Source organism: Brevibacillus schisleri (assembly GCF_055685845.1).
In genome coordinates this window covers 6,609,153-6,632,384 of the sequence record NZ_JBVNDM010000001.1, presented here as the reverse complement: position 1 = coordinate 6,632,384, position 23,232 = coordinate 6,609,153, and the positions used below count along the sequence as shown (strand labels likewise).

At 45.9% G+C, this 23,232-nt stretch carries 22 protein-coding genes and 2 pseudogenes; 7 read left to right on the top strand and 17 right to left on the bottom strand.

All coding sequences use genetic code 11. The features are described from left to right. The first annotated feature begins 37 nt into the window (after nt 1-37). The 3 genes from ACUUHJ_RS31260 to ACUUHJ_RS31250 all read left to right on the top strand — a co-directional run bounded on the left by ACUUHJ_RS31260 (nt 38) and on the right by ACUUHJ_RS31250 (nt 2,384). Nucleotides 38-1,207, top strand: coding sequence for an MFS transporter (locus ACUUHJ_RS31260; RefSeq protein ID WP_289678178.1), 1,170 nt, complete (start codon nt 38-40; stop codon nt 1,205-1,207). Continuing rightward, nucleotides 1,194-1,604, top strand: a complete 411-nt coding sequence (locus ACUUHJ_RS31255) for a carboxymuconolactone decarboxylase family protein (protein WP_173606386.1) — start codon at nt 1,194-1,196, stop codon at nt 1,602-1,604. The genes ACUUHJ_RS31260 and ACUUHJ_RS31255 overlap by 14 nt, the downstream gene beginning before the upstream one ends. A gap of 204 nt (nt 1,605-1,808) precedes the next feature. Further along, complete coding sequence (locus tag ACUUHJ_RS31250) at nt 1,809-2,384, top strand: amidohydrolase family protein (RefSeq protein WP_472300995.1); 576 nt, start codon at nt 1,809-1,811, stop codon at nt 2,382-2,384. Between the two features lie 149 nt (nt 2,385-2,533). Here the strand turns inward: ACUUHJ_RS31250 and ACUUHJ_RS31245 are convergent, their stop codons facing one another. The 3 genes and pseudogenes from ACUUHJ_RS31245 to ACUUHJ_RS31235 form a co-directional block, all read right to left on the bottom strand. Continuing rightward, the gene (locus ACUUHJ_RS31245) at nt 2,534-3,100 is read right to left on the bottom strand and encodes a DUF4062 domain-containing protein (protein WP_289675332.1); all 567 of its coding nucleotides are present in this window, start codon (nt 3,098-3,100) and stop codon (nt 2,534-2,536) included. Between the two features lie 337 nt (nt 3,101-3,437). Further along, nucleotides 3,438-4,826: a S41 family peptidase gene (locus tag ACUUHJ_RS31240; protein WP_289675330.1), complete on the bottom strand. Its 1,389-nt coding sequence runs from the start codon at nt 4,824-4,826 to the stop codon at nt 3,438-3,440. A 137-nt stretch (nt 4,827-4,963) separates the two neighbouring features. Then, nucleotides 4,964-6,119, bottom strand: a pseudogene (locus tag ACUUHJ_RS31235) (DUF418 domain-containing protein). Nucleotides 6,120-6,257: 138 nt separating this feature from the next. On the opposite strand from ACUUHJ_RS31235, the gene ACUUHJ_RS31230 reads away from it, so the two are divergent. Together ACUUHJ_RS31230 and ACUUHJ_RS31225 are read left to right on the top strand one after the other, a co-directional pair. Continuing rightward, nucleotides 6,258-6,971, top strand: coding sequence for a response regulator transcription factor (locus ACUUHJ_RS31230; RefSeq protein WP_289675328.1), 714 nt, complete (start codon nt 6,258-6,260; stop codon nt 6,969-6,971). Continuing rightward, nucleotides 6,968-8,719 carry a sensor histidine kinase gene (locus ACUUHJ_RS31225; protein WP_472300993.1) on the top strand — a complete coding sequence of 584 codons (1,752 nt, stop codon included), beginning with the start codon at nt 6,968-6,970 and terminating at the stop codon, nt 8,717-8,719. Before ACUUHJ_RS31230 ends, ACUUHJ_RS31225 begins: the two co-directional genes overlap by 4 nt. A gap of 433 nt (nt 8,720-9,152) precedes the next feature. Here ACUUHJ_RS31225 and ACUUHJ_RS31220 read toward each other — a convergent pair whose 3' ends face one another. The 4 genes and pseudogenes from ACUUHJ_RS31220 to ACUUHJ_RS31205 form a co-directional block, all read right to left on the bottom strand. Next, the gene (locus tag ACUUHJ_RS31220; protein WP_047070252.1) at nt 9,153-9,743 is read right to left on the bottom strand and encodes a TetR/AcrR family transcriptional regulator; all 591 of its coding nucleotides are present in this window, start codon (nt 9,741-9,743) and stop codon (nt 9,153-9,155) included. 21 nt (nt 9,744-9,764) lie between these two features. Next, the gene (locus tag ACUUHJ_RS31215) at nt 9,765-10,340 is read right to left on the bottom strand and encodes an HD domain-containing protein (RefSeq protein WP_064200278.1); all 576 of its coding nucleotides are present in this window, start codon (nt 10,338-10,340) and stop codon (nt 9,765-9,767) included. A 296-nt stretch (nt 10,341-10,636) separates the two neighbouring features. Further along, nucleotides 10,637-11,016, bottom strand: a pseudogene (locus ACUUHJ_RS31210) (IS4 family transposase); the annotation flags it as partial. A 341-nt stretch (nt 11,017-11,357) separates the two neighbouring features. Continuing rightward, nucleotides 11,358-12,404, bottom strand: a complete 1,047-nt coding sequence (locus tag ACUUHJ_RS31205; protein ID WP_472300991.1) for a zinc-binding alcohol dehydrogenase family protein — start codon at nt 12,402-12,404, stop codon at nt 11,358-11,360. Nucleotides 12,405-12,529: 125 nt separating this feature from the next. On the opposite strand from ACUUHJ_RS31205, the gene ACUUHJ_RS31200 reads away from it, so the two are divergent. Together ACUUHJ_RS31200 and ACUUHJ_RS31195 are read left to right on the top strand one after the other, a co-directional pair. Continuing rightward, a complete protein-coding gene (locus ACUUHJ_RS31200; RefSeq protein ID WP_289675324.1) occupies nt 12,530-12,907 on the top strand; it encodes a winged helix-turn-helix transcriptional regulator in 378 nt (125 codons plus the stop codon). Between the two features lie 41 nt (nt 12,908-12,948). Further along, on the top strand, nt 12,949-14,031 hold the full coding sequence (locus ACUUHJ_RS31195) for a response regulator (RefSeq protein ID WP_289675323.1): 1,083 nt from the start codon (nt 12,949-12,951) through the stop codon (nt 14,029-14,031). A gap of 17 nt (nt 14,032-14,048) precedes the next feature. On the opposite strand, the gene ACUUHJ_RS31190 is transcribed toward ACUUHJ_RS31195, so the two are convergent. The 10 genes from ACUUHJ_RS31190 to ACUUHJ_RS31145 all read right to left on the bottom strand — a co-directional run bounded on the left by ACUUHJ_RS31190 (nt 14,049) and on the right by ACUUHJ_RS31145 (nt 23,220). Further along, nucleotides 14,049-15,026 (bottom strand): response regulator, encoded by a 978-nt coding sequence (locus ACUUHJ_RS31190; RefSeq protein ID WP_472301261.1) that lies wholly within the window; start codon nt 15,024-15,026, stop codon nt 14,049-14,051. A gap of 339 nt (nt 15,027-15,365) precedes the next feature. Further along, on the bottom strand, nt 15,366-15,740 hold the full coding sequence (locus tag ACUUHJ_RS31185; protein WP_289675322.1) for a hypothetical protein: 375 nt from the start codon (nt 15,738-15,740) through the stop codon (nt 15,366-15,368). A gap of 106 nt (nt 15,741-15,846) precedes the next feature. Then, nucleotides 15,847-16,869, bottom strand: a complete 1,023-nt coding sequence (locus ACUUHJ_RS31180) for an ATP-grasp domain-containing protein (protein ID WP_472300990.1) — start codon at nt 16,867-16,869, stop codon at nt 15,847-15,849. Nucleotides 16,870-16,940: 71 nt separating this feature from the next. Then, the gene (locus ACUUHJ_RS31175; RefSeq protein ID WP_289675320.1) at nt 16,941-17,831 is read right to left on the bottom strand and encodes a TerC family protein; all 891 of its coding nucleotides are present in this window, start codon (nt 17,829-17,831) and stop codon (nt 16,941-16,943) included. A gap of 17 nt (nt 17,832-17,848) precedes the next feature. Further along, nucleotides 17,849-19,078: a TerD family protein gene (locus tag ACUUHJ_RS31170; RefSeq protein WP_289675319.1), complete on the bottom strand. Its 1,230-nt coding sequence runs from the start codon at nt 19,076-19,078 to the stop codon at nt 17,849-17,851. A 129-nt stretch (nt 19,079-19,207) separates the two neighbouring features. After that, complete coding sequence (locus ACUUHJ_RS31165; protein WP_087348661.1) at nt 19,208-19,792, bottom strand: TerD family protein; 585 nt, start codon at nt 19,790-19,792, stop codon at nt 19,208-19,210. A gap of 36 nt (nt 19,793-19,828) precedes the next feature. Continuing rightward, complete coding sequence (locus tag ACUUHJ_RS31160; RefSeq protein ID WP_289675318.1) at nt 19,829-20,410, bottom strand: TerD family protein; 582 nt, start codon at nt 20,408-20,410, stop codon at nt 19,829-19,831. A 57-nt stretch (nt 20,411-20,467) separates the two neighbouring features. Continuing rightward, entirely contained in the window at nt 20,468-21,073 is a 606-nt protein-coding gene (locus ACUUHJ_RS31155) for a TerD family protein (protein ID WP_015894027.1), read from the bottom strand. Between the two features lie 189 nt (nt 21,074-21,262). Continuing rightward, nucleotides 21,263-22,078 (bottom strand): HAD family hydrolase, encoded by an 816-nt coding sequence (locus ACUUHJ_RS31150; protein ID WP_188066543.1) that lies wholly within the window; start codon nt 22,076-22,078, stop codon nt 21,263-21,265. After that, entirely contained in the window at nt 22,075-23,220 is a 1,146-nt protein-coding gene (locus ACUUHJ_RS31145) for a cysteine protease StiP family protein (RefSeq protein ID WP_472300989.1), read from the bottom strand. Before ACUUHJ_RS31145 ends, ACUUHJ_RS31150 begins: the two co-directional genes overlap by 4 nt. Nucleotides 23,221-23,232: the final 12 nt, after the last annotated feature.

Sequence of the window (23,232 nt, the reverse complement as noted above, 5' to 3'; positions counted from 1 at the left end):
AATCAGATCTGGTCCATCGAAAGGTCTGATCGCTCTTATGGTGATAACCTGCGGGTTTACCGTGGCAAACGTTTATTTAAACCAGACCTTACTAGTCGATATGGCGAAAACATTCGACTCAACCGTAGCAGAGATAGGAGGTGTGACGACTCTTACCCAGGTAGGCTATGCAATCGGGAACCTCCTGTTAGTGCCATTGGGAGACATGTTTGAAAGACGTCGAATGATTGTCTTCTTGTTGTTGGCGGTTTCATTGTCGCTATTATCGGCCGCACTATCTAGTTCTTTACCATGGTTAATCGTGAGTCATTTTGCGATAGGCATAACGACGATTATACCGCAGCTTATCGTTCCATTAGCTGCCAGTATGGCAAATGATCGCAATCGGGGGAAGTTACTAGGGACAGTGGCGATCGGTCTCGTCTGCGGAATATTGGGGGCGAGGATAGTTAGCGGCATTGTTGATAGCATATGGGGCTGGAGAGTGATGTATTGGATTTCCTTTGGCTTCATGTTGTTGCTTACTCTCCTAATTCGGTTTCGGCTTCCCCAAAGCCAAGGTGAGACAGCATTACCATACCGCCAGTTGTTGCTTTCGTTGGGGCCTCTGTTCGTGAAGCAAACAGCACTCCAGAGTGCCTGTTTGAGTCAAGGTATGGTGTTTGGATCGTTTAGTGTCTTTTTTACTACTATAGGATTCTTGCTTCAATCACCCCCGTACGAATACGGCAGTGCCATTGTTGGATTGGTGGGGTTGGTCGGAATCGGAGGCGCTGTCGCCACTCCATTGATTGGACTGATCATTGACAGGAAAGGGGCAGCACTCGCCAATAAAATTTGCATGCTTGCAGCTATGGCTTCGTTCCTGATCTCCGCGGTTTCAGCTTATTGGCTGCCGGGATTGATTGGCAGCGCATTGTTGCTAACGGTTTCCACACAAGCAAATCAGGTTGCCTGTCAAGCGAAAATATTCGAGCTTTCTGCTGCTGCTAGAAGCAGATTGAACGGGTTGTATATGGTTTTCACCTTTATAGGGGGTGCAATTGGGTCCTATGTGGGAGTGTGGGCATGGAGCAACTGGCAGTGGTCTGGTGTTTGCGTGGTTGGATTGATCATGGTCTTTGTCGGAATGAGTACATCGGCGGGCATAAAAAATGTAAACGATACGAAAATTGAAAGGATGAAAAATACAAATGCAAATTCATGATGATACCTATAATAAAGGAATGGAAATTTTGAAAAAAATAGATAGCGTGCATTACCAGAGCATTGTTGATAGTTTTAAAGACACAGTGGCCCCAGATTTGGGACAGCTCGCTGTAGAATTCAATTACGGCCAAATATTTTCCCGTCCAGGTCTGGACTTGAAATCTAGGCTTCTCGCTACAGTGGCAGGTCTGACGGCGATGGGAAATACGCAGCAGTTGAGGTTTTATATTAACGGAGCATTAAACCTTGGATGGACGGAAGAAGAGATTGTGGAGTGCATGATGCAAATGTTAATTTACGCTGGTTTTCCTGTAGCTTTAAATTCGATTCTGACCGTTGCTGCAGAAGTGTTTGCAGAACGAAAAACAAAATCAAATAAGGGGGGCTCCGAATGATTATTGACAGCCACTCACACGTTCATTCGTCGGTAGAATCTCACTTGAATATCATGGACGAATCGAACATCGATAAAACAGTTTTGTTCTCGACGCTTGTTCATCCGGAAAAAAGCGAGTCGTATTCTGAGTTTGTTGAAGAGATGGGAAAATTGTCAAACATATTGGCCAATCGGATAAATAGCTCAGAGGCACGTAAAGGCAATGGACGAATTGATTCGGACGGTGCGGCAATATCCCGATCGCTTTATCGGTTTTGGAAGCGTACCGCTCGGTTTTTCCGAGACGGAAACGATGGAATGGGTGGAAACCAAAATCGTCAACAACGGGTTGAGAGGGTTTGGTGAATTTACGTTGGGGTCAGGCCAGATCGGATTGCTCGACCCCGTATTCAAGGCTGCGAACGAGTGGCGTGGCCTTCCGATTTGGGTTCATACGTTCGAACCATTTAAAATGGTAGATATTCGGGACCTTGCCTATCTTGTTCAAAAGAATCCGAATGTGCCAGTCATTTTCGGACATTTGGGTGGCTTGAACTGGTTGGATACAATCAACTTAACGAAGGACATAGACAATGCTTATTTGGATACCTCAGCGGTATATACGGTTTTTGCCTTGAGCCTTGCGATGAAAGAGCTTCCTGACAGAACGTTGTTTAGTTCGGACCATCCATACGGCGATCCTTACTTGGCAAAAATCGCAGTTCAACGTTGTGCACCGAGCAAAGAGGTCGAGAGAAGAGTGCTCGGTGAAACGATAGCGGAATTGCTTGAAATCTAATCTAAGTCCCTATTCATGGTGTACCGTATCGTCTCGTTAGCAGGTTGATCGGTACTTATATCCACTACCCCAAAAACCCGCAATATTGTCATTCAAGGAGAATATTACTGGCAGACGGAAGAAAGGGGTTGGTTATGCCAGCCCCTCTTTCATTTCTTTTTCTCCAACTCCGCCTTTAATCTTGCATTCTCTTCCAACAGCTTTTGAACGTCCGGGACATCCTTGCCGGAAAACCAGCCATACAAATCGTCTCTTGCTGCATACTCCGGCAATTGATCACGAAGTACCATTTTAATGTGCCGTACATCTTCAACATAATAGGTGGGAACTTGTTCCATGACCGATTGCTTAAACTCTTGAAACTTCTGATAGTATTCAATTGCTGTGAAGTCGTATGGCTGTTGTCTCAATGCTTCATCTGTGACAACAAAAGCAAATCTAGGTTTGCCTGCTTCTCCGGCATACTCATATTCCCAATGCGTATAGCTCATCGATTCATCAGGAAGCGTTAAACCATAGAATCCTCCGAGAATCAGGATATATACATCCGACTCGTCGATCCATCTCTTCCTCATTTTCATTGGGCTTTCCTTGAAAAACTGCTCGGTTCCGGCAGGGATATGACCGGCTTGAAGTACGGCTTCAACAGCGGTGTGTCTTTCCTCAATAAGATCGCTAAAAGTAGACGATATGTAAATTTGCAGTTTTTTTCTCATAGGCCCACCCAAATGAAAGAATTTAATATTAAGAAGAATCTACCATTCACTCACTTTATTTGTCAAAATTGACTGGGTTTTCATGCGGTAGCCAAGTGTGTGACGGATTTTTCGCTGATACCCCCGTTAAGCTGAGCCGTACCACAAGTGACGGCAACGGTCTCGTTCTGAGGGGCAATGCCGTTTTTCAAAACTCGGTAAACCGTATCACAAATCGTGGTAAAGTTTAATAACCTTACTACCAACACGTCATTCCTGCAACAGACCAAAATAACAAGGAAAGAGCACCCCGCACCTCGATTCCCAGGAGCAGGGATGCTCTTTCCTAGTTGAATCCTTATTTACTCGCCACTTTCAATAGCTCCATAGCCCGGATGATTACCGAATCTTGGTGGGCATCCACATCGGCTTGTTTCAGTATAATCTGTTCGTCCGGTGGCAGACCGAGCTGCTCGTAATTGATGCCTTCGGGAGAAGTATAACGTTCATTGCTGAGCATGATTACCCAATTGTTCGGTAGCGTTTTGAACAGCACGTCGGAAAAGAATCCACTTGTCTTTTCGCCGATGACCGTCACCTTGTCCAGTTTTTTCAAGGCCATCGTGCCCGTCTCTCCCGCGCTTACCGTCAACGGCCCGGATAGGACGATGATCTTGTTGGCTGTAAAACGCTTGGCTCCCGGCTCGATAAAAATTTTTGTCGGCTCGGAAAATTGATCGTATCCGCCAATTCTGCCCTGTTTGTTATACGCCAGCCTTTTTTCGCCCGTGAACAGTCCGGCGACTTTCAACCCGAAGATATCATCGCCACCCCTGTTGAAGCGCATATCGATCACAAAGTTCCGGCAGTCTGCCAGGTCTTGCACCATGTCGGCAAGGGCTTCGTCAATCAGCTTCTCGTCAGACACGTCAAATTCGCGCAGTTGGATATAAGCGTCACCGTTTTTCGTCCGGCCGTACTGGATGCGTCCCTCGAGCTTGCTCTTTAACGCTCCGTTCATATAGTTTGATTCGATGGTACCCTGGATAGCTTTCAGATTGGTTTCATAAAATTCTGCCCGCTCCATCTTAGGCATGGCAGAGAAAAAGTTTTCGTTGGTAATCATATTGGTATGCCCGTCTTTCAGCTTTCCGAGCATTTCCTTGAAGATGTTCTCCAGCTCCTTCTCGGAAGTGGCCGCGGTTACCTTTGGTCTGTAAGTCTTGTATACCTCTTTCCAATCTACTTTTACGAGCGGGAAGAAACTGAAATTCTCTTCGAAGGTTTGCCAGAACACCTCGAAATTGGCGACCGGGTCCTTGCTGATCTCTTTTACCTTCACTGCGGGAAATTGCTTGATTTGCTTAAACTGTTTCACATAACCCATTTTGTCGGTCAGGCTGCCGTTTTGAAAGCGTCCCATCCAAATTCGCTCCCGCGCACTTTCCGGTAACTGTTTGGAGTCGCCGAGCTGGAATTTCAGATTGAGGTTCCCTTGCTCATCCAGATCACCGATCGCAAACAGCAGCAGGCTGTCACGCGTGTAGTTGTACATAGTAACCGACTTCCCGTTTATCTCCATTATGCACCCGTACCCTTTCGACTGCCAAAGCTGTCGCTTGGCACCATCAACGGCAGGCTTTTCCTCTTTCCCCTGGTTCACATTGGATGAAGTGTATGCACCCGCTCCCGATACGCTAGCAAACAGAAAGATAAGTAACGCGATCCAGACTCTGCTTTTCATCATAACTACCTCCCATTTTTCTGATCTTCTTTAAGCCCAAGTAAAGCAAATTGGCCTGTGCTTCGGTCACGAAAGCACAAATTTGTCCTCCTTGTAGACAGTGGATTATATATTGTTTATCTTGGGTCTACATCAATATGTCAGAGCTCTGCTGTGCGGACTTCGGTGCTTTTCACTCGCATTTTCGGTTTGCCGTTAAAGGAAAAGTAGGTCCACATGCGAAGCAGCTTCTCTATCGGTCCAGAGGAAAAGCGTGTGAGATACCAGTGGCTAGCGAAGAGTTGCGCGGTGTAAATGACAAGCGTCAGTCCGCAGCCGGCCAATACGCCAAGCTTGCCGAACCATCCAAGCCCGTAGCCATAAAAGATTGTTGTGCAAATGACCGTTTGCATGAGGTAATTCGTTAGGGACAGCTTGCCGACGGCTTCAAGCCGTGAAAGCCAAGGAGATGGTTTCGCCCTCACATAGAGCAGGGCAAAGGCAAAAATATAGCCGAGCGCTAGAATATTTCCGCCTATAAACTCGGCCATGGCAGGCCATTCTTGACCAGGAAAAAGGTATTTCAGCGATTTCAGCAGCAGTCCCGCAGGAAGGAAGAGAAGCATGCTTCTTACATAAGTCGCACGCTTGTCATACGGCTGCAGGAACCATTGTTTCTTTGCGGCGTACATGCCGAACAGGAACATCGGTGCGGTAAAAAAAGGCGCGAGCAGCAGCATGACCAAATAAAAACTGGCATCCAAGTTCAGTGGGTCGGGTGTGGCCGTATTCCGGTGATGCTTGATCTCTTCATACGTGCCGTTGCCGTAGACATTCATGGTCTCTTTCACGTAGTTTTCCATACCGATTGGATCTGAAATCGGAATTGGGCTCGAAGGGTCTTCCGGTACCAATACTAGTAGGCCCAAGAGACAAAGCAGGGTCGTTCCCCAAATCAACAGAGTCTTTGCTTTACGGTTCATAAACATAAGCAGGAAGAAGCCCATCGTTCCGTAAAACGCTAAAATATCGCCTTCCCACAATAAGGTACCGTGCAGCACGCCTGCAGCAAGCAGCAGAAGAAACCGACGGGAGAAATAACGCTTTTGTTTAAGCCCCTTGGCCTCCAAACTTTCCTTCATCTTAATCATGCCGTAGCCGAATAAAAACGCAAATATCGGCATAAAGCTGCCCTCAACAAAAATCTTCACGAGTTGGTACGTTACGGTGTCTATAGAAGTTTGCCATCAGAATGCCCAGCAGACTAAATCCCCGCAGGCAGTCAATGATAGGCTGCCTGTTTTGTTGCCCAACCAAATTCGATCACCTCAAAAGCGAGTGTAGCACCGACGATTGAAATCCACTTAAAGTCTGCCTTAATGTTTGCTTAACGGAATTGGAAATGTTTAGCTAAAATTAAAGTTGATTTGTTACGATAGCAAAAGGGGGGATTGGATGTATAACTCGAAAATCTTGATTGTTGACGATGAAAAGTCGATTATCCAATTGCTTGAAATGGTGCTGAAAAAAGAAGGCTTCCGTCATATTTACACAGCGGGCACGGCCCAGGAAGCGCTCCGGCTGCTAGCCAAAAATGAAATGGATATCATCATATTGGATGTTATGCTCCCTGATCAGTCGGGGTTTGACCTATGCCCCAAAATACGGGAGATCTCATCTGCGTATATCATTTATTTAACGGCAAGAGCGTCGGATCTGGATGTGCTGTCCGGGTTTGCCACCGGTGGAGACGATTATGTGACCAAACCATTCAATCCGCTTGAAATTGCAGCAAGAACCAAGGCCATGCTGCGCCGCGGCGTTCTTATGCCTGTGCAGCATGCGGAGGAAACCCGGCGCCGCTATGATTTCGGAGGGTTTGTGCTGGATGAGTACGAGGGCGAACTGTTGGTGGGAGGGGAGGCGGTGCCATGTCCGGCACAAGCGTATCAACTGCTGCTGTACTTATGCAAGAATCCGAACATGGTGTTCTCCAAAGCGCAGTTGTATGAAGCGGTTTGGGGTATCGATGGCATGGGGGACGATAATACGGTTATGGTTCATATCCATAAAATCCGTGAGCGTATCGAGTCGGACCTGGGGGCACCCCGTTATCTTGTAACGGTACGTGGGCTGGGCTATAAGCTGATCAAGGAGAAGGACGCATGAACCGAATTCGGCGAAGGCTTGCGGTTCATTTCACGTATCGGTTTTTCCTGCAGGGGGTATTTATTTTTGTTATTTTGGCTGCCGTCCTGTTTCTGCTCATTCAATATTTCACGAATCAGGATATGAAAAAAAATTTCCCCCTAAGCGCCTTGGATAACATTTCCGTGGAAACCACAAAAGAAGACGGGGTTCTGACGATACCTCAGAGGTGGATAGAACAGCTCACGGAAGGCGGCTACTGGCTGCAGATTGTGGACGACAAGGGAAAAGTCGTTTATTCGGTGAACGCCCCTAGCCTGCTGAAATCGTCTTACGGTGCGAACGAACTGCTGCAGATTGAGGAAACTGGACGCTATGAATCTTTTCGAGTAATAACGATGCTGGATACGACGGATCAGACGCCTCTCTTTTATATGCTGGGAGTTGAAGACAGCGGGGCGGTCCGGTTGAAGGAATGGAATCGCTCCCTAGGAACACAAGGGTTGATCCGTCCAACTGCAGTGAAAGAGCTGGAAGAGCAGCTTGAACGATCAAAGGAATACCTGGAGATAATGGATGAAAACGGGCGGATAGTCCAGTCTATCGGTAATTCTACGCCCAACGAACAATACCGTCCGCTTGAACTGATCGCAATGCGAATGGAGCCCGGCATTTATCCGAATGATATTTCCATCAATTATGAGCCAGCATCCAGAAATACATGGATTCTACATACGACCAAGAAAGGAATCGTCTTTGTTAACCAGCCGATTCTTCATGAATTCATCATGGTGCTCATTGTTACGGGAGCTGTCATGCTGCTGCTGACATTTGCTTTCTCGCTTTGGCATGGATATCGGTATGGTGAGCCACTGCAACTGTTTGTCGATTGGTTTGATCGAATGGGACAAGGGCGTTATGATGAGGCTTTAACGGAGAAAGACAGAAAAAAGGTGTTCCGCAAAAACGGCAAAATTCGCTTACGTTACCGACTGTATAAGGAGGTAATTGCCGAATTTTACGAAATGGCTGCAAGGCTCGATGCTTTAGAGCAGGAACGGAGGCGCCTGGAGAGTACACGGGAGGAATGGATGACGGGAATCTCCCATGATCTTAGAACCCCGCTCTCTACGATTCATGGGTATGGGCATCTGCTTGAGAGCAGTCAATACGAGTGGACCGGGGCGGAGCTTCAGGAGATGGGCAAGATGATTCGGGAAAAAGGGGACTACATGCTTGAATTGCTGCAGGATTTCTCCCTCACGTTCCAATTGAAAAATAACGCCATCAGCTTTTCATTAGAAAATAGTAAGTTGAATGAGCTTGTGCGCCGGGTCGTGCTGCGTTATGTGAACGATGTGACGATCCAGCATGTGACTTTTGCATTTGAGGAGTCGAAAGAGGAATTGGTTGTGAAAGCGAGTGTGAAATGGTTTAAGCGGATGTTGGACAACTTGATCTCGAATGCAATCAAGCACAATCCCCCTGGAACAGTGATTACGGTGAGAACGGAAACTGCAGGAGACGATGCTCTCATTATCGTGGAGGATAATGGGATCGGGATGGATGAAGAGACGAGGCGTAATTTGTTCGAACGATATTACCGGGGCACGCATACGGAGGATAGAACGGACGGCGCGGGACTTGGCATGAGCATCGCCAAGGCGATTAGTATTGCTCATAAGGGTGGAATTGAAGTGGAATCCAGGGAGGGATCGGGAACACGAATCGTCCTGCGGTTTCCTCAGACGGACCAGAGCGTGGGATGAAAGTTGGAGCCCATTCTGCTTGCCGTTACAGACAATGCGGGGAACCGTATCATAAGTGATGGTACACAAGATTAGGAAAGAAATCGTACTTGATAGTAGCTATATCAGCAGATTAAGACGATAGTGTTAGTTGTCCGGCGAACAAAGAATAAAATAAAGCTTTTGTTCGCCGCTGTTTTTGTTGAACTAGCGCTTTCCGTTACTCCAAAGGATTAGCTTTAAGTATTAGTTGTCACTAGCGAAGTTTGAGTTAAAAATCCCTCGGCTCCAGGATCGATAATATAGTTTTTTACAATGACGTAAAGGAACAATAACATACTGATTCCGACCAATAGTCGGTAACGTGATTTGGTGTTATTTAATGGGTCGTAACCTCCTGTTTCAATTCTTGACAAGATGCTGTTCTCCCCGGGGTCAGCGCTCTTGCAGAGGCTTAGGCTTCCAATGTCTTCAAAAAGGCAGATACATGATCTTTAATGTAATGAATATGCCGATTGTCAGCTTCCAGTTTGCTCAACATAATCCCGCCTTCAAGTGCGGCCATAAGAAAAGAGGCTGCGCCATCTTGATCGATGCTCGATTTGAATTCCCCATTCGTTATGCCCTCATGCAAGATGTTCTTGATAAATGATATAAAGTCGCGCATGCGATTCTGGGTTTTCTCGCGCAGCAATGGGTGCCCATCATCGTACTCAATGGCCGCGTTCATCACGGGGCAGCCTCCCACAAATGGAGGAGAGTCAACCACATTGCTGTACAGTTCAAACATACTGATCAGTTTTTCCATAGCAGATTGCCGAGAACTGACAGCTGCTACAAATTGCTCGAATACAGTGTCGGCGGCATATTCAAAGGCTTCCATCGCAATTTCATCCTTATTGACGAAATGTTTATAGATGCCCCCTTTCTGAATTCCCGTAGCATTTATGATTTCGTTGAGAGAGACACCAGCATATCCTTGAAGGTTAAAAAGCTCGGCTGATTTGCAAATGATGTGTCTTCGGGTTTGCTCACCTTTTTTCATATCCTTCACCTCCCGTTTGCATCATTCACTGAAATGGGAGTGATGTTTCGCTGCTTCGATAATCGGAATCAATTTCGTATCGTTTTTTTTCTGAAGTTGGTAAGTAAAATGCTCGATCATTTTTTGATTAATCCCGAGTCGTGGATAGTCTTCGATGATCTGCTGGAGAAGATCCTTTGGAAAAAGATCGACCCGAAAACCTGCATCAACCATAACCCCTAAATGTACCAGAGCAATCTCAGGTTGGTTTTTTTCTGCTTCGACCGTGGCGTGCAGTTCGACCGCTTTTTGTACGATTTCCGCTTTTTCGATTGGATAACCATGTTGAACCAAGAAATGGCAAGCCGCCTCTCCGCCCTCGATTTCAAAAGTACGCTCTCTGTCTGCAAATGGTTCGGTCAAGCCCAAGTCATGCATGATGGCACCGAGATATAGCAATTCCATGTCAATGTTCAGATCATTCTTCTGAGCGATCATATATCCAAAAGCATATGTTCTCATCAAATGATTGAATAGTGTTTGGGTTGAAAGTTCTCGCACATAATGAGTGGCATCAACCGATAGCTTGCTTTCTGGAACAATAAACAGTGAAGTCATGTAATACTCTCCTTTGTGTTAGAAAAATGTGTGCTTCTATGCTAACGTAAAAAAGATACCGTTCGGTCTCTTTTTTACGTTAGCACATCTCTATTTCGTTTTCAATAGTTGAGTTACGTCGTCTATTATCGCTGGCTTCCACAAATGCTTGCTTACGGAATCTAAGATCGAAAGCCCGGTCAATGTGGTAGAAGCTGCCACTAGCATCAAAGTTGACGCCATACGCGTTAATTCTCGCTTACGTAATCATAATTTTCTTGCTGCAGCCAGCTATCATGCAACCATTTCTCAGTAACTCAAACTTCGCAGCTTGAAATAGGCAGATAAGCCTTGAGATAACTTGACAAACTGGCAATCCATTGTTGAAGTTGACTTTGGATCAGTTTTGTAAGCTTCTTGATAGCCTTGGTTACTTCATTGATCAATTCAGAAGTTATTGCAAGGCTACCACCCAATCTAAGGCGCTAACTTCATCGTAAAGCAAATAAAACAACCCTCCGAGTGTACGGTGGTAGATGCTTTGTCGATGCAGCTATGCGAGCAGATTGTATAGATGTCCTTGAAACTCCTTTTGCAAGCGTAACAAGGATTTAGCGCACTTAAAGAAGACTTCTATGTCCCAACGCATGGAGTAGATACGGATGACTTCCTCTATTGTTAAGGTCAGGTCGGGGGACTTTTCCTTTCTGAGTTCATTTCCAGAATCGATGATCACACCAGCATTTCTTCCATCCCAAGACCCTCCCGGATTTGGTCGGAAACAGTTTCATGAGTGGCTCAATGCAGAAGCATATATTTATATTGCAGTCATCAAACATCTATCTGGTCTTACTGTTACATGCTATGCGGTGAAGCGTATCACAACTAAAGGCAGGTTTTTCAGAGTCCGGGGAGGATTTGTCTCGCCAGCATATACTGTTGTACTCAAACAGGCCCCTTAGTAGCAAGGGGCCTTTGAGTTGTCTATTCACATCATCATATTTTGTAACCAAACATACCTACTTCGTCTTCATCGTATCAGAAGTTTTCTAAAACGATTTTTCCAATGGTCCGTCCAGATTCCAGCTTCTCATGCGCGAGACGTAGGTTTGCTGCATTGATTGGCTCGAGTCGTTCAGTCAACGTAGTTTTTATTATTCCATCATCGATTAAATTCGCCAGTTCATTCAACAATTCGTGTTGTTTGATCATGTCATTGGTATGAAGCAAGGACCGTGTGAACATGAACTCCCATACAAACGTTACACTTTTAGAAAACAGCAAGTCCATTTTCAAGCTCCCTGCCCAGGTAGTTTTATTTGCAGGAACGATAGCGCAAATTTTACCTTGGGGGACAATGACTTCCGCCATATTTTCAAGATGTTGAACCGTATCATTCAAGCAAAGGATATAATCGACGGCGTCAATACCAACTTCCTTGAGTTGAGGGAGAAAAGGGTTGTTGTGGTTTATGATAAAATCCGCACCGAGACCTTTAGCCCATTGAATTGACTCTGGACGTGAAGCAGTACCGATGACGGTCAAACCTGCTAATTTTGCAAGTTGAATAGCAATCGATCCAACTCCTCCAGCTGCACCGATAATTAGTATGCTTTTGTTTTCACCTGTATTATTTAGGCTAATTCCTAAGCGATCAAAAAGACCCTCCCATGCAGTTATCGAAGTAAGTGGTAATGCGGCTGCGGCTGCGAAATCCAAGCTTCGCGGCATATTTCCCACAATTCGTTCATCAACTAAGTGGAATTCACTGTTGCTGCCTGGTCGAGACACACTGCCCGCATAATAGATCTTGTCCCCAGGTTTAAACAATTGGCAGTCAGGACCGACTTGTTCTACGATTCCAGCGGCATCCCAACCAAGAATTTTCGGTGAATCGGCTTCGTAGTTATGGCTTTCCCGGACGCCTACGTCTGCAGGGTTGACGGAGATTGCTTTTACACGTACAAGCAAATCACGGCCTGTAGGCTCCGGTTTATCCAAGTGCAGATCAATAAGGCTTTCTGGATTAGATATAGGGAGGTATCGGTAAGCACCGACAGCTTTCATCTTTTGGTGAGCATTCATGGGTATCCATCCTCTCAAATAGGAAATGTTGTACAGTTGCATTGTAAATCGATTCAATTACTTTAAGTAAGTACGCATATTTTTATGGTATAGTATTAAAAATCAAACCATTGGGGGATAAGCTGATGGGAGACCGAAGAAAGAAATATGGAGCAAGTCCAGATATGCAAGCATGTCCGGTTGAAACAACGCTGGATGTTATTGGTGGAAAGTGGAAGGGAATCATTCTCTATCAGCTCCTGAACGGAACGAGAAGATTCAATGAATTCAGGCGCCTCAATCCGGGAATTACGCAGTTTATGCTCACCTTGCAGTTAAGAGAGCTTGAACGGGATGGCATCATTCATCGCGAAATATATAAAGAGGTTCCTCCAAGAGTGGAATACTCCCTTACTGATTTCGGAAGGACTCTGGAACCGGTCATTATGTCAATGAAAGCATGGGGCGAGTCTTATAAAGCGCGGCTTAATGAAAATCCAACGATACAAGGGGAGCAGAGTTAAAGGTAAATTGAGTAGTAACCTAAGTAGTAGAGCGGGAATGTTTGAGTAAATGTTCAGGGATCGGCGATTTTGAAATTGTTGGCAAGTTTACCGATCCGATGATCGGCAAACGAGAGATTGAAAAAAATGAGATTGAGATTGTCTTTTTGGATATTCAAACACCGAAGCTAAACGGTATCGAGTTGGCCGAACAGCTTTTGGAAATGAAACCTCAATTGCAAATTGTCTTCGTCACCGCATATGAGAGATATGCGATTAAAGCATTTGAGCTGAACGCCCTTGACTATGTATTAAAGCCGGTTGGCAAGCAACGTCTGCAAAATACCATGAAACGAATTCAATCGATGATGGAGGAACAGACGCCCTTCTCCCCTCAGAAATCGGAGAATTTACAAATGAGACTGTTTCAACAAGTAACGTTTGTAGATGGAGGCGAGGAAATCCCACTTCGTTGGCGAACTGCCAAGGTGCAGCAGTTGTTCTTATATTTGGTTCAACACAGGGGAACTACGGTTAATAAAACGGCGATCATTGAGTTGCTTTGGCCAGAGCTTGAACCGGAAAAAGCCCATCATCAATTGTATACGGCTATCTATCATATTCGCAAAACCTTGGCGCCATTTAGTAAATACTTTCAAATTCGCAATACATCAGAAGGGTATAAGGTAAAACTAGAACAAACCATCTTAGATGTGGATCAGTTTGAGCGTTTTTTCCGCTCTGATTTATCTTTATCTGCGGAGACGATTGACGAGTATGAACAAGCCATGGCTCTGTGTAAAGGAGATTATTTGCAAGAGCATAATTACATATGGGCAGAAAGCGAGCGTCAAAGATTACAACTGCAATGGGTGCAAACCGCTTTGAAAATGGTGGATTGGTATTACGCCAATGATGAATGGGACAAAGCCATCACGCGATGTTTGGACATTTGTCAGCGTTATCCGCTCGAGGAAGAAGCTTATTTTTTCCTTATGAAAATATTTGCTGACATGGGAAGCCACTCTTCGGTTCATAAGCAATATGATCAATTAACGAGTGTGTTATGGAACGAATTGCAAGAACAGCCTAATCCGGTAATTACAGAATGGTATCAACTTTGGAAGCAGAAAAATAAGGAATAAACCAAGTGGCTTATTCCTTATTTGGGGATTCCAAAAGTGACGACCGTACCTTGTTCAGGTGAGCTATTAATCGTTAATCCCTGGTTATATAGTTGTCTTAGTCGCCGTTCAATATTTCGCAGACCTACGCTTGTTCTTTTTTTGCCATGCCTTGTTTGGCTGAATAGTTGATTCAGATCTTCCTCTGTCATCCCTTCCCCATCGTCTTGGATTGAGACTTCGAAATACTCCTCTTTGTCTTTGATGTGAATCCAGACTGTTCCTCCACTTGTGCGCTGCATTAAGCCGTGTTTGATGGCATTTTCGACTAACGGTTGTATGGATAAGGGTGGTAAGCAAAAATCGAGATCAGGGTCCAGATCCCATTCCACTTGCAATCGATCGCCAAATCGTTGCTTCTCGATATACAAATAAGATCGAACAAGATCAAGTTCATCGTGAAGCGAAATAACGGGTTCAGAATTATGAAAGTCAAAGCTCAAACGCAAATAGTTGCTAAACTCCTCAAGCAGTGTCTGCATTTTCGTGAAGTCCTGGAGTCCCAAGGCGGCAATTGAATTTAATGCGTTAAACAAAAAATGAGGTTCAATTTGTGATTGTAACCATGCTCCTTCCATACGCAAACGTTCATCGAAGGATATTTTAAACTCTGTTAAGGCTTTTACCCTTGCCTTTAATTCCCAAGCATCGACGGGTTTCTTAACATAGTCGTTCGCCCCTGCTTGAAAGCCGGCGATAATATCCTCGGAACGACTGCGCGCGGTCAAGAGCAGGACAGGCAGTTCTAAAACAGAGAATCGTTCCCGAATGATGCGTGTTAGTTCATAGCCGGATACGTGAGGCATCATGACGTCCGAGATGACCAGATCGACCGGGTTACGTTCCAGTATGGACAGGGCTTGCTGAGCGCTAGTTGCCGTGCTTACTTCGTATTGATCTGATTCAAGCATTTTGCTAAGGATGGTCAGGTTAATACTGTCGTCATCTACAACGATAATTCAAGACCAGGAAAGCACGAATCAAGTTCAAAACCCGTTCTTTACTGAGTGACCCGTGCAGAAATGACCATGATCCTGGTAAACACAGGAATGGTCAGGACTACATCCGCAAGCGGAATGTTTATGGACGTAGCCGACCAACATTGGGCGTACAAAGATATTGAAGCAGCAACCAAAAAGTAAAGGGAACTCTCTTTCCTAATCCAAGAAGACCGGAGTGCATATTTTATATGCTTCTCCGGTCTTTTTAGACTACTCCGTATATACGTCATCATGCATCTCTCTTGATCGACTTATGTGAAGAACCAGTAGTATATATGCAAGACGTATGAAGATTCATTCACATTTACTCGAATTCGGGAATTCCCCTTGCAGATAGGAATCCCATAGTTTATTGATAAACTCAATATTGATCTTGTTTTCAAACGCCTTGGAAATGAGGCCAAAGTCGTCCGATGCATACCCTGCCACTTCCGAATTCTGGGTTATCCGAAAAGTTTCTTTGAAAACAAATTCCCTAATTTCTCTTATCACCGTATTTTCAGAGGGGGCAATTTGATCAACTTTTTTGTAACTAGAAATCCAGGCTACATCAAATCCAACAGCATCCCTAGCGTCTAATTTAGCGTCCCAATCAACATCTTTTTTGAAGACATTCTCTAAGAAACTGTCATGACAGATTATCGAAAGTATCTCACTCGCTGTTTTCAACGAAACCCTACTCCTTCATAATATACTAGGCAACGTTTTTTGTACTTTCCCCACACATGGGCAGGGAGGGTTTCTCCCTTGATAAATTTTATTTTTTTCCTATATTTTACAATATCCTCGTCAAGTCTCTCTCTCGTTCAACGTGGGTCATTAAAATATCAAGCTTTGGAACAGGAACGTCCGCCTTTCCAGTCAATAGCAGTTTCAGTGCCAAGTAGGGAAAATTCACTCCGGACCGGCAAGAGATATACATGCCACCGGAAGCTCGCGGATTGATTTCCAGCAGCTTGGGGACACCTTCCTTGTATTTGATTTGCACATTAAACAAATAGGAAAGCTGCAATCGCTGCTGCACGGCTTCGGCAATTCGTAGCAGTTCATCGTTGTCCTCAAGCTTGCGAATCCGCCCTTCTACTTTCTTGCGAGGCACCGCTGCCAACAACTGTCCTTCATAGGCGAGGCAATCGATGCTGTATTCATACGAGTCCAAATACTCCATGACCATGATATCCTCAAACGTTTCCCGTGTGGACAGTGTGCGGACTACTTCTTCTATCGTGATTTGCTGGTGGGTTGATCGAAACAGTCGGTCAATCGGATCAAGCTGCTCCTCCACAATATAAAAGCCTGCTCCGCCTTCTCCTCGGGCAGGCTTGAAGCAAACCTTGTTCCCGTCTTGTTTCAGTTGTTCATAGGCGATTTGGAATTGTTCAGCTGTATTCACAATCGCATAAGCGGGTAACGGTACTTCCGGTACGTCCTGAAACAGTTGAAACAGCTTCCCCTTATCCGAAATATCCTCCAGCAACTGATGTTCCTGAGCAATCATAACCTGCGTGCCCTGCCGCTCAAACTCTTTGATATGCTTGGAGATTTCCACCAATCGATAGTTGGGGAGAAATACGTCGATCCGGTGTTTTTTACAAAACGACAGGCAATAGTCGATGTATTCTGGCACATCCAGCGTGGGCTCCAGTTCAGCATGGTCGGCGATTTGTAGCATCACACTATGACGTTTCGGGTGAGTTACATAAATCTCGAAAGTGAAGTTATCCGGGTTATTGCGAATCATTTCGACGATTGGATAAGCCGTAGCGAACGTTCGATTGAACCAAATCCGTTTTCTCATTGGTTGCCCTCCTTTATTCGAAAAGAAAAGCGAGTGTCTGTTCGACCTCGCTTTCCTTTACTTCATGCTGTTTATGCAACGTTTTCCTTCGAGTCTTCCTGTTCCCCATGTTTTCCTTTTTTCATCTTATGCACGACGAAGGTACCGAGGAAGGTGAGAACCAGAACGCCGAAGAAGAGGTATGACTCGATGTGCATGCCCGCTGCGCCCAAGAACATTTTCACGGAGATGAGCGCAATAAGTACGAATGCGGTTGTTTCGAATTCCGGAATTCGTTCGATCAGTTTCAGGAAGATTTGAGCAACCCCCCGCATCATCAGAACACCGAGAATTCCGCCCAGGAACAGAACCCAGACTTGGTTGCTGACACCAAATGCAGCTAAAACGGAGTCGATGGAGAAGGCAATATCCATCATCTCAACGGCAAGTACAGTTTGCCAGAAGCCTTTTCCTTTGTTCTCGGTCTCGTTTTCTTCTTCCCCACCAGACTTGAATAAGCGGTAGAGCAGCCAGACGATCAGCAATCCACCGAGAATTTGTACAACCGGGATTGGGATAAAGTACAAGCACGCTGCCATTCCCAGATATAGCAGCAAATCGATTGCTTTTTGCGCTTTTTCATTATCGCCAAAGAAGTGGTCTGCTGCAATCTTGAGCAGGTAGAGTGCACCCATTACTTTGATCGCTGTCATCTTGACCAGGAAAACGCCTAAACCGATTGCCAGGAAACGGAATAAATAGGCACCGAGCAAGCCGTAAAACAAGGCGCGTTTCTTTTGCTTTTCTGGCAAATGATTTACCATTACTGCTAATACCAGTGCATTGTCAGCTGAAAGTAATCCTTCCAGGATGACCAATGAAAGAATAATTGTCCAGTTAGCAGGATTGGTCAGTACCCCCTGCAAAACCTCCCATGAAAAAAAACTTGAATAGGTTTCAATCAGCCCATTCAAAAACTCCATTTCTTCGTCCTCCTAGGTTATTTGCTGCCTGCGGACCAACTCATGTTCCAACCGTAGTAGCGATCCATCTGTTTATGTCCGTTGAAATATTCAACGAGACGCTTGATCTCAAAGGTATCTCCTTTTCTCTCTATCATGGCAATGGCACACATAATCTTCCGAGGGTCGTGCACGTCCATGCGGACCACAATTTCCGGGTTGTCGGCCTGTTTGATCGTGACAACGCCATCCGTTTCGGCCCATTTCGCTACACCTTCATAGATATAGGCATAGATCAGGACACGATTAAACTCCCTCACATGGTTGCCGTTAATGCGGAGATTTTCCCCATCAGTTCTGGATCCTGTACGGTCATCTCCGTCCAGCTCGATAAACGGGAAATGGAGATATTCACCAAAAAGCCGGCCCAGCGCTTGGATACAACCTTTATTCCCGTCTGACATCTCATACAAACATCCAAGATCAAGGTCGATGCCATCGGATTTATTAAAGCCCAAAAAACCGCTTGATTTCTTGACTTTTCTATTCCAGTTTAGGTTCACACTGATTTGCCCCAACGCCCCGCTTGATTTTCGCAAGCTGATCGTTTCACCTTTTTTCGTCAGCTCAACCTTGGATAGATTGATCGGCGGTGCCGGTGGTTGCTCAACCTTTGGAGGCGGCGGAATGGTTGGAGACGGTTGTGGTGAAGAGGATTGCTCCTGTGCCACCTCTACGTCGAAATTACCGCATAAGGCAGTTAGTCCACCGTTAAAGCCGCTTCCAATCGCATTAAACTTCCATTCTCCATTGTAGCGATATAATTCACCTGTCACGATTGAATTTTCTGTAGAAAAATCAACTAATGGAAATCGGATCATTTCAGCGAATGTGACAGGATGCAAGATTCGCAAATAAAGATCGGAAACCTGACGAAACGTTTGGCCACGTGAAATGGCGTCGTAAATGGTAATCGTAAAGGCGATCTTTTCTACGTCAAGCGGAATTGCGGAAAGTTCCAGTTCGAATTGCTGTTTATCTCCAGTGCCGTCCCGCAAGGAAACAGCTCCGTTCGTTGATTTGGGATTTCCGTAGAATATGAAATCCTCCTCACGATTCACTTTCCCGGTTGCGCCCAACTGAAATGCCGACGCATCCAGATCAAGTTCGCTGCCGGTATGCCAGCCAAGACCGACAATCACCTTGGTCAGCCCTGGAAACTGCTTCGTTACATCAACCTTTTGTCCCTTAACAACCATCATCGTCATCACTATCACCTATTTTAGAAAACTCGGTTCCGCCAAGTCCGTGGCGTTGCCTTGGTTGCGTCTTGCCGAAAAAATGAAGGAAGGATGCTAGTCCCTACTATCAAACTAGCATCCTTTGGCTGGTACGAATTAACCTGCTTGTAATCCGAAGTTATTGCAAAGCGCTTTGAGGCCGCCGGAAAAACCACTGCCCACCGCAGCAAACTTCCACTCGCCCTGATAGCGATACAATTCGCATACGACGATAGCGGTTTCAACAGAGAAATCCTCGCCCAAGTCGTAACGAAGAACTTCTTGGTTCGTATTTTCATCAACGACACGAACAAATGCGTTGGAGACTTGTCCAAAATTTTGGCGTCTCGCTTCAGCATCGTGAATCGTAATCGTAATGGCGATTTTTTCAATCTCGGACGGTACTTTGGTCAAGTCAATCTTGATTTGCTCATCATCGCCATCACCTTCACCCGTCAGATTGTCACCAGTATGAATAACGGAACCGTTGCCGCCTTGTAGGTTGTTATAGAAAACAAAGTGCTGAATGTTGGTTGCTTTGCCGTCTGCGTGGAGCAAAAACGCCGCTGCATCGAGGTCAAAATCAAACCCACCATTATATTTGTTCGTATCCCAACCGAGTCCAACGACCAGTTTGGTCAGATTCGGATTGCCTTTCGTCAGATCAATTTTTTGACCTTTGGATAAGCTGATTACTGACATGGCAAGTTCATCCTTTCCACGTTTCGTACTGGTTAATTAGCCGATGTTAACACCAAAATCACGCGCCAGACCAGCAAGACCGTCTCTGTAGCCTGAGCCGATTGCGCTGAATTTCCACTCACTGCCGTGACGATACAGTTCGCCAACTACAACAGCGGTTTCAATGGAGAAATCTTCTCCAAGGTCGTAGCGAATGAGTTCTTCGCCACTGTTTGCGCTCAGTACACGCGCATACGCATTGGAAACTTGACCAAAGTTTTGGTTGCGGGTAGCCGCATCGTAAATCGTGATAGTGAAAGCAACCTTTTGGATATTCGCGGAAACTTTGGACAAGTCGATTTCGATCACTTCGTCATCACCGTCGCCATCACCAGTGCGGTTGTCACCGGAGTGAACAACGGAGCCGTCAGGGCTGGATGGATTGTTGAAAAATACGAAATGCTTGTCGTCTTCCACTTTGCCTTGGTCGTTCAGCAGGAATACGGACACATCCAGGTCGAATTCGCCGCCGCCATCATACTTGTTGGTATCCCAGCCAAGACCTACCTTGATTTGGGTCAAGCCAGGGTTCGTTTTTGTCAAATCAACCTTTTGTCCTTTTTGCAAAGATACTGCCATTTGTTATTCCTCCTAAAATTTGAATTCTTTATTGTAATAAGCATAATCTGATAGATGCTACGTGTAGCGTCTGACCAGCTGGGAAATCGACGTATCGGTTGTTCCTTCACCAATAGCAGCAAACTTCCATTCACCTGAGTGGCGATACAGTTCACCCACGATTAGTGAGGTTTTCCCTGAGTAATTCTCCGTCAGATTGAATTTGCACAGTTCCTGACGAGAAGATGGATTCATAATGCGGATATATGCGTTGCCAATCATTCCGAAATCCTGACGACGACTGACACAATCGTAGATATTGACCACGAAAATCAGCTTGTGAACATCGGAAGGGACACGTGAAAGCTCGACAGATATCTGCTCATCGTCGCCTTCCCCTTCACCGGTAAGATTGTCCCCCGAGTGATTGACGCTTCCGCAACCGCTTCGCTTATTTCCGAAATAGACGAGATTTGTTTCTTTTGTAAATTTTCCATTTTCGTTCAGCATGATTACGGACGCATCGCAATCGATGTTGGCTTGTCCACCACCAAACAGTCCACCAAGTAGTCCGCCGGATTTTTTTACCGGGTCCCAGCCAAGTCCAACCAGCACTTTGCTCAAGCCGGCATTTCCTTTGGTCAGGTCAATTTTTTGCCCTTTTTGCAAACTGATAACTGACATGTCACCCTCCTACTCTGTCCGGGCTATACCCCAGTATTTTGCAGATTACAATTCGATTATTCCATTGCTATCCAATAAAATCTACATTTTTTTGCAAAAAACAACAAATTACATCCATTTTGTGTCTTTTTCGAGCGATGGCGTTTTTTCATTATTCAGGATCAAAGCGCAGCGGGTTTACGACTTGTTTTATGTTGCTTTGACCAGTTGGTGATACCATGACAGAACGGTTTGCAAAATCTCTTCTGCAGCGCTGATTCCCGACGCCTGCGTAAAGTGGAAGTTGCCCACAGCGCCACCGTGGTTACGAATCTGATAAATCTCCCCATGCGGCGGAACGATCGCCAGTTGCGCTGCTTCCAGCAGAGGAAGGTCCAGTAGCGAATCGCCAGCTGCGATCAGCTGCTCATCCTGTTCCAGCTCGCACACGTACAAGGTCGCATCGCGCTTGTTGACCGCCTGGGGCACGAGGTAGAGCTTTCGGCCCTGAATGGACATGCTCCAGTTTTGTTGCGCCACCCAACGCTCGAAGTCGCGCAGCTCGTCGACAGGCATTTTTTCTCGATCAATGATGCTGTAGAAGAACAGATCCTCTGCCATTCTCTCCCGAATCACCCAACTGTCATTGCTGATCTGGGCGAAGCCGGCCAGCATGTCGGGAAACGGCGCGCATTCGTTGACCATTCGGCTATGTACCTGACGACTCCACTGCTCGTCTATTCGTCCGTCACGGATTACATTGCCGCCGTTGCTGGTAATTGCATAGCGAGGTAAAAGCTCATTCTGGAAAATCAAAATTCGCTGATACTGTTCAATCGTTCTTGTTGTCACGGGTATAAATAGAGACTGTTGATGAACTTCATGAAGAAGTTGGATTGCCCGGTCAGACATGTGCGAGATTGGTTCGCCTTCAAGCACTTCGACTACCTGAAACGACTGCATTTCGTCCGTGAGAAATCGTTTCCCGTATAGGAGGGTTTGGTCCAGGTCACTTGCAAAAATCATTGTTTTTCCCCTCCCATCGTTCGGATAATACCGCAGCAGGAATAACTCATATCGGAACGTTCCTCCACGAATACACCACGATCCTTGGCGAGCATGATGATATGAGCAAGGTTAGGGTTTTCGACTGAATCGACAAGAATTTTCCATGGGACTCTGCGTAAAAGCACGCGTGTCGTTTCGCCAACTCCCGGTTTAATTAGATTCACATCATCAATTTGCAGCTCTTGTTGAATCCGCCCAATATCGCGCATTCCCTTCCAGGTCGGCACGTGGTCGTCCTCGTGGCTGATCAATTCAGCTGCTTTTGCCTTTGCTTCGTCGGAAATATCCGCAAAATGCGCAGAAATCGTATTGACGAACAGGTTGGAAACATCTTCGTCAGCCCATTCCCGATAAAATTTGGCTCCGTGAAACTCACCAGCTGCAATGAGGTCGTCACGGTGCACGGTACGACTGATCAAACCGGAAACGGTTGAGTTCAGGCAAGCGCTCGGGATCAAAAAATCTTCGCGAGTGCCAAACGTCTGCACGCAATACCCTGGGTCAGCGAGAACAGCCAAATCGGCATCAAGCCGCGTATGGAATTTCTGGTTAAAGCGGGAGATAGACTCGTGCAAGACCGATGTAATAGCGCCCTTGCCTGTCCAACCATCTACGAACTGAATTCCTTTGCCTGGATGATGCTCGAGAATATAGCGCAACGCATTCTCGTCAATACCTTTGCCGCGAATGATCGAGATGCTGTAATGCGGCGTATCCAGCTGGTGAATTTGTCTCAAATAGCGGCGGATCAAAACACCGATCGGCGTTCCTGCTCTTGCAAGCGAGGCAAGCACAATCTCCTTGCCTTTGCGTGCAAGGATGGATTCAGCCACTACTCCTGATGCCAGCGCCACTTTTCGTGCTGTCGTCTGCAAGGCCTGATGAAACAATGAGATGTACTCGGCGGAGGGCCGATACTCAACAGGCAGCATCTCGGAGTAATGTGTCCCCGCCTGAATCAATTCTTCCCGGTCCTCCGTGTTGGTTTCTTCCATCAATCCGCTGATTTCTTTCAACAGGAATGTAACATCCTCTGCAGGGTAGCTCCCCATTTTAATCGGCTGCATGAGTTCTGCTGTGTATAATGAGCCTTGCTCCATTCGGTTTACCCC

What these genes read in the sequence shown, in the direction of transcription:
- ACUUHJ_RS31145 (WP_472300989.1), bottom strand. Translation starts at nt 23,220, where the DNA reads ATGGAGCAAGGCTCATTATACACAGCAGAACTCATGCAGCCGATTAAA.
- ACUUHJ_RS31160 (WP_289675318.1), bottom strand. Translation starts at nt 20,410, where the DNA reads ATGGCAGTATCTTTGCAAAAAGGACAAAAGGTTGATTTGACAAAAACG.
- ACUUHJ_RS31155 (WP_015894027.1), bottom strand. Translation starts at nt 21,073, where the DNA reads ATGTCAGTTATCAGTTTGCAAAAAGGGCAAAAAATTGACCTGACCAAA.
- ACUUHJ_RS31200 (WP_289675324.1), top strand. Translation starts at nt 12,530, where the DNA reads ATGGGAGACCGAAGAAAGAAATATGGAGCAAGTCCAGATATGCAAGCA.
- ACUUHJ_RS31250 (WP_472300995.1), top strand. Translation starts at nt 1,809, where the DNA reads ATGGACGAATTGATTCGGACGGTGCGGCAATATCCCGATCGCTTTATC.
- ACUUHJ_RS31170 (WP_289675319.1), bottom strand. Translation starts at nt 19,078, where the DNA reads ATGACGATGATGGTTGTTAAGGGACAAAAGGTTGATGTAACGAAGCAG.
- ACUUHJ_RS31150 (WP_188066543.1), bottom strand. Translation starts at nt 22,078, where the DNA reads ATGATTTTTGCAAGTGACCTGGACCAAACCCTCCTATACGGGAAACGA.
- ACUUHJ_RS31225 (WP_472300993.1), top strand. Translation starts at nt 6,968, where the DNA reads ATGAACCGAATTCGGCGAAGGCTTGCGGTTCATTTCACGTATCGGTTT.
- ACUUHJ_RS31220 (WP_047070252.1), bottom strand. Translation starts at nt 9,743, where the DNA reads ATGAAAAAAGGTGAGCAAACCCGAAGACACATCATTTGCAAATCAGCC.
- ACUUHJ_RS31245 (WP_289675332.1), bottom strand. Translation starts at nt 3,100, where the DNA reads ATGAGAAAAAAACTGCAAATTTACATATCGTCTACTTTTAGCGATCTT.
- ACUUHJ_RS31255 (WP_173606386.1), top strand. Translation starts at nt 1,194, where the DNA reads ATGCAAATTCATGATGATACCTATAATAAAGGAATGGAAATTTTGAAA.
- ACUUHJ_RS31165 (WP_087348661.1), bottom strand. Translation starts at nt 19,792, where the DNA reads ATGTCAGTAATCAGCTTATCCAAAGGTCAAAAAATTGATCTGACGAAA.
- ACUUHJ_RS31180 (WP_472300990.1), bottom strand. Translation starts at nt 16,869, where the DNA reads ATGAGAAAACGGATTTGGTTCAATCGAACGTTCGCTACGGCTTATCCA.
- ACUUHJ_RS31175 (WP_289675320.1), bottom strand. Translation starts at nt 17,831, where the DNA reads ATGGAGTTTTTGAATGGGCTGATTGAAACCTATTCAAGTTTTTTTTCA.
- ACUUHJ_RS31240 (WP_289675330.1), bottom strand. Translation starts at nt 4,826, where the DNA reads ATGATGAAAAGCAGAGTCTGGATCGCGTTACTTATCTTTCTGTTTGCT.
- ACUUHJ_RS31260 (WP_289678178.1), top strand. Translation starts at nt 38, where the DNA reads ATGGTGATAACCTGCGGGTTTACCGTGGCAAACGTTTATTTAAACCAG.
- ACUUHJ_RS31230 (WP_289675328.1), top strand. Translation starts at nt 6,258, where the DNA reads ATGTATAACTCGAAAATCTTGATTGTTGACGATGAAAAGTCGATTATC.
- ACUUHJ_RS31205 (WP_472300991.1), bottom strand. Translation starts at nt 12,404, where the DNA reads ATGAATGCTCACCAAAAGATGAAAGCTGTCGGTGCTTACCGATACCTC.
- ACUUHJ_RS31215 (WP_064200278.1), bottom strand. Translation starts at nt 10,340, where the DNA reads ATGACTTCACTGTTTATTGTTCCAGAAAGCAAGCTATCGGTTGATGCC.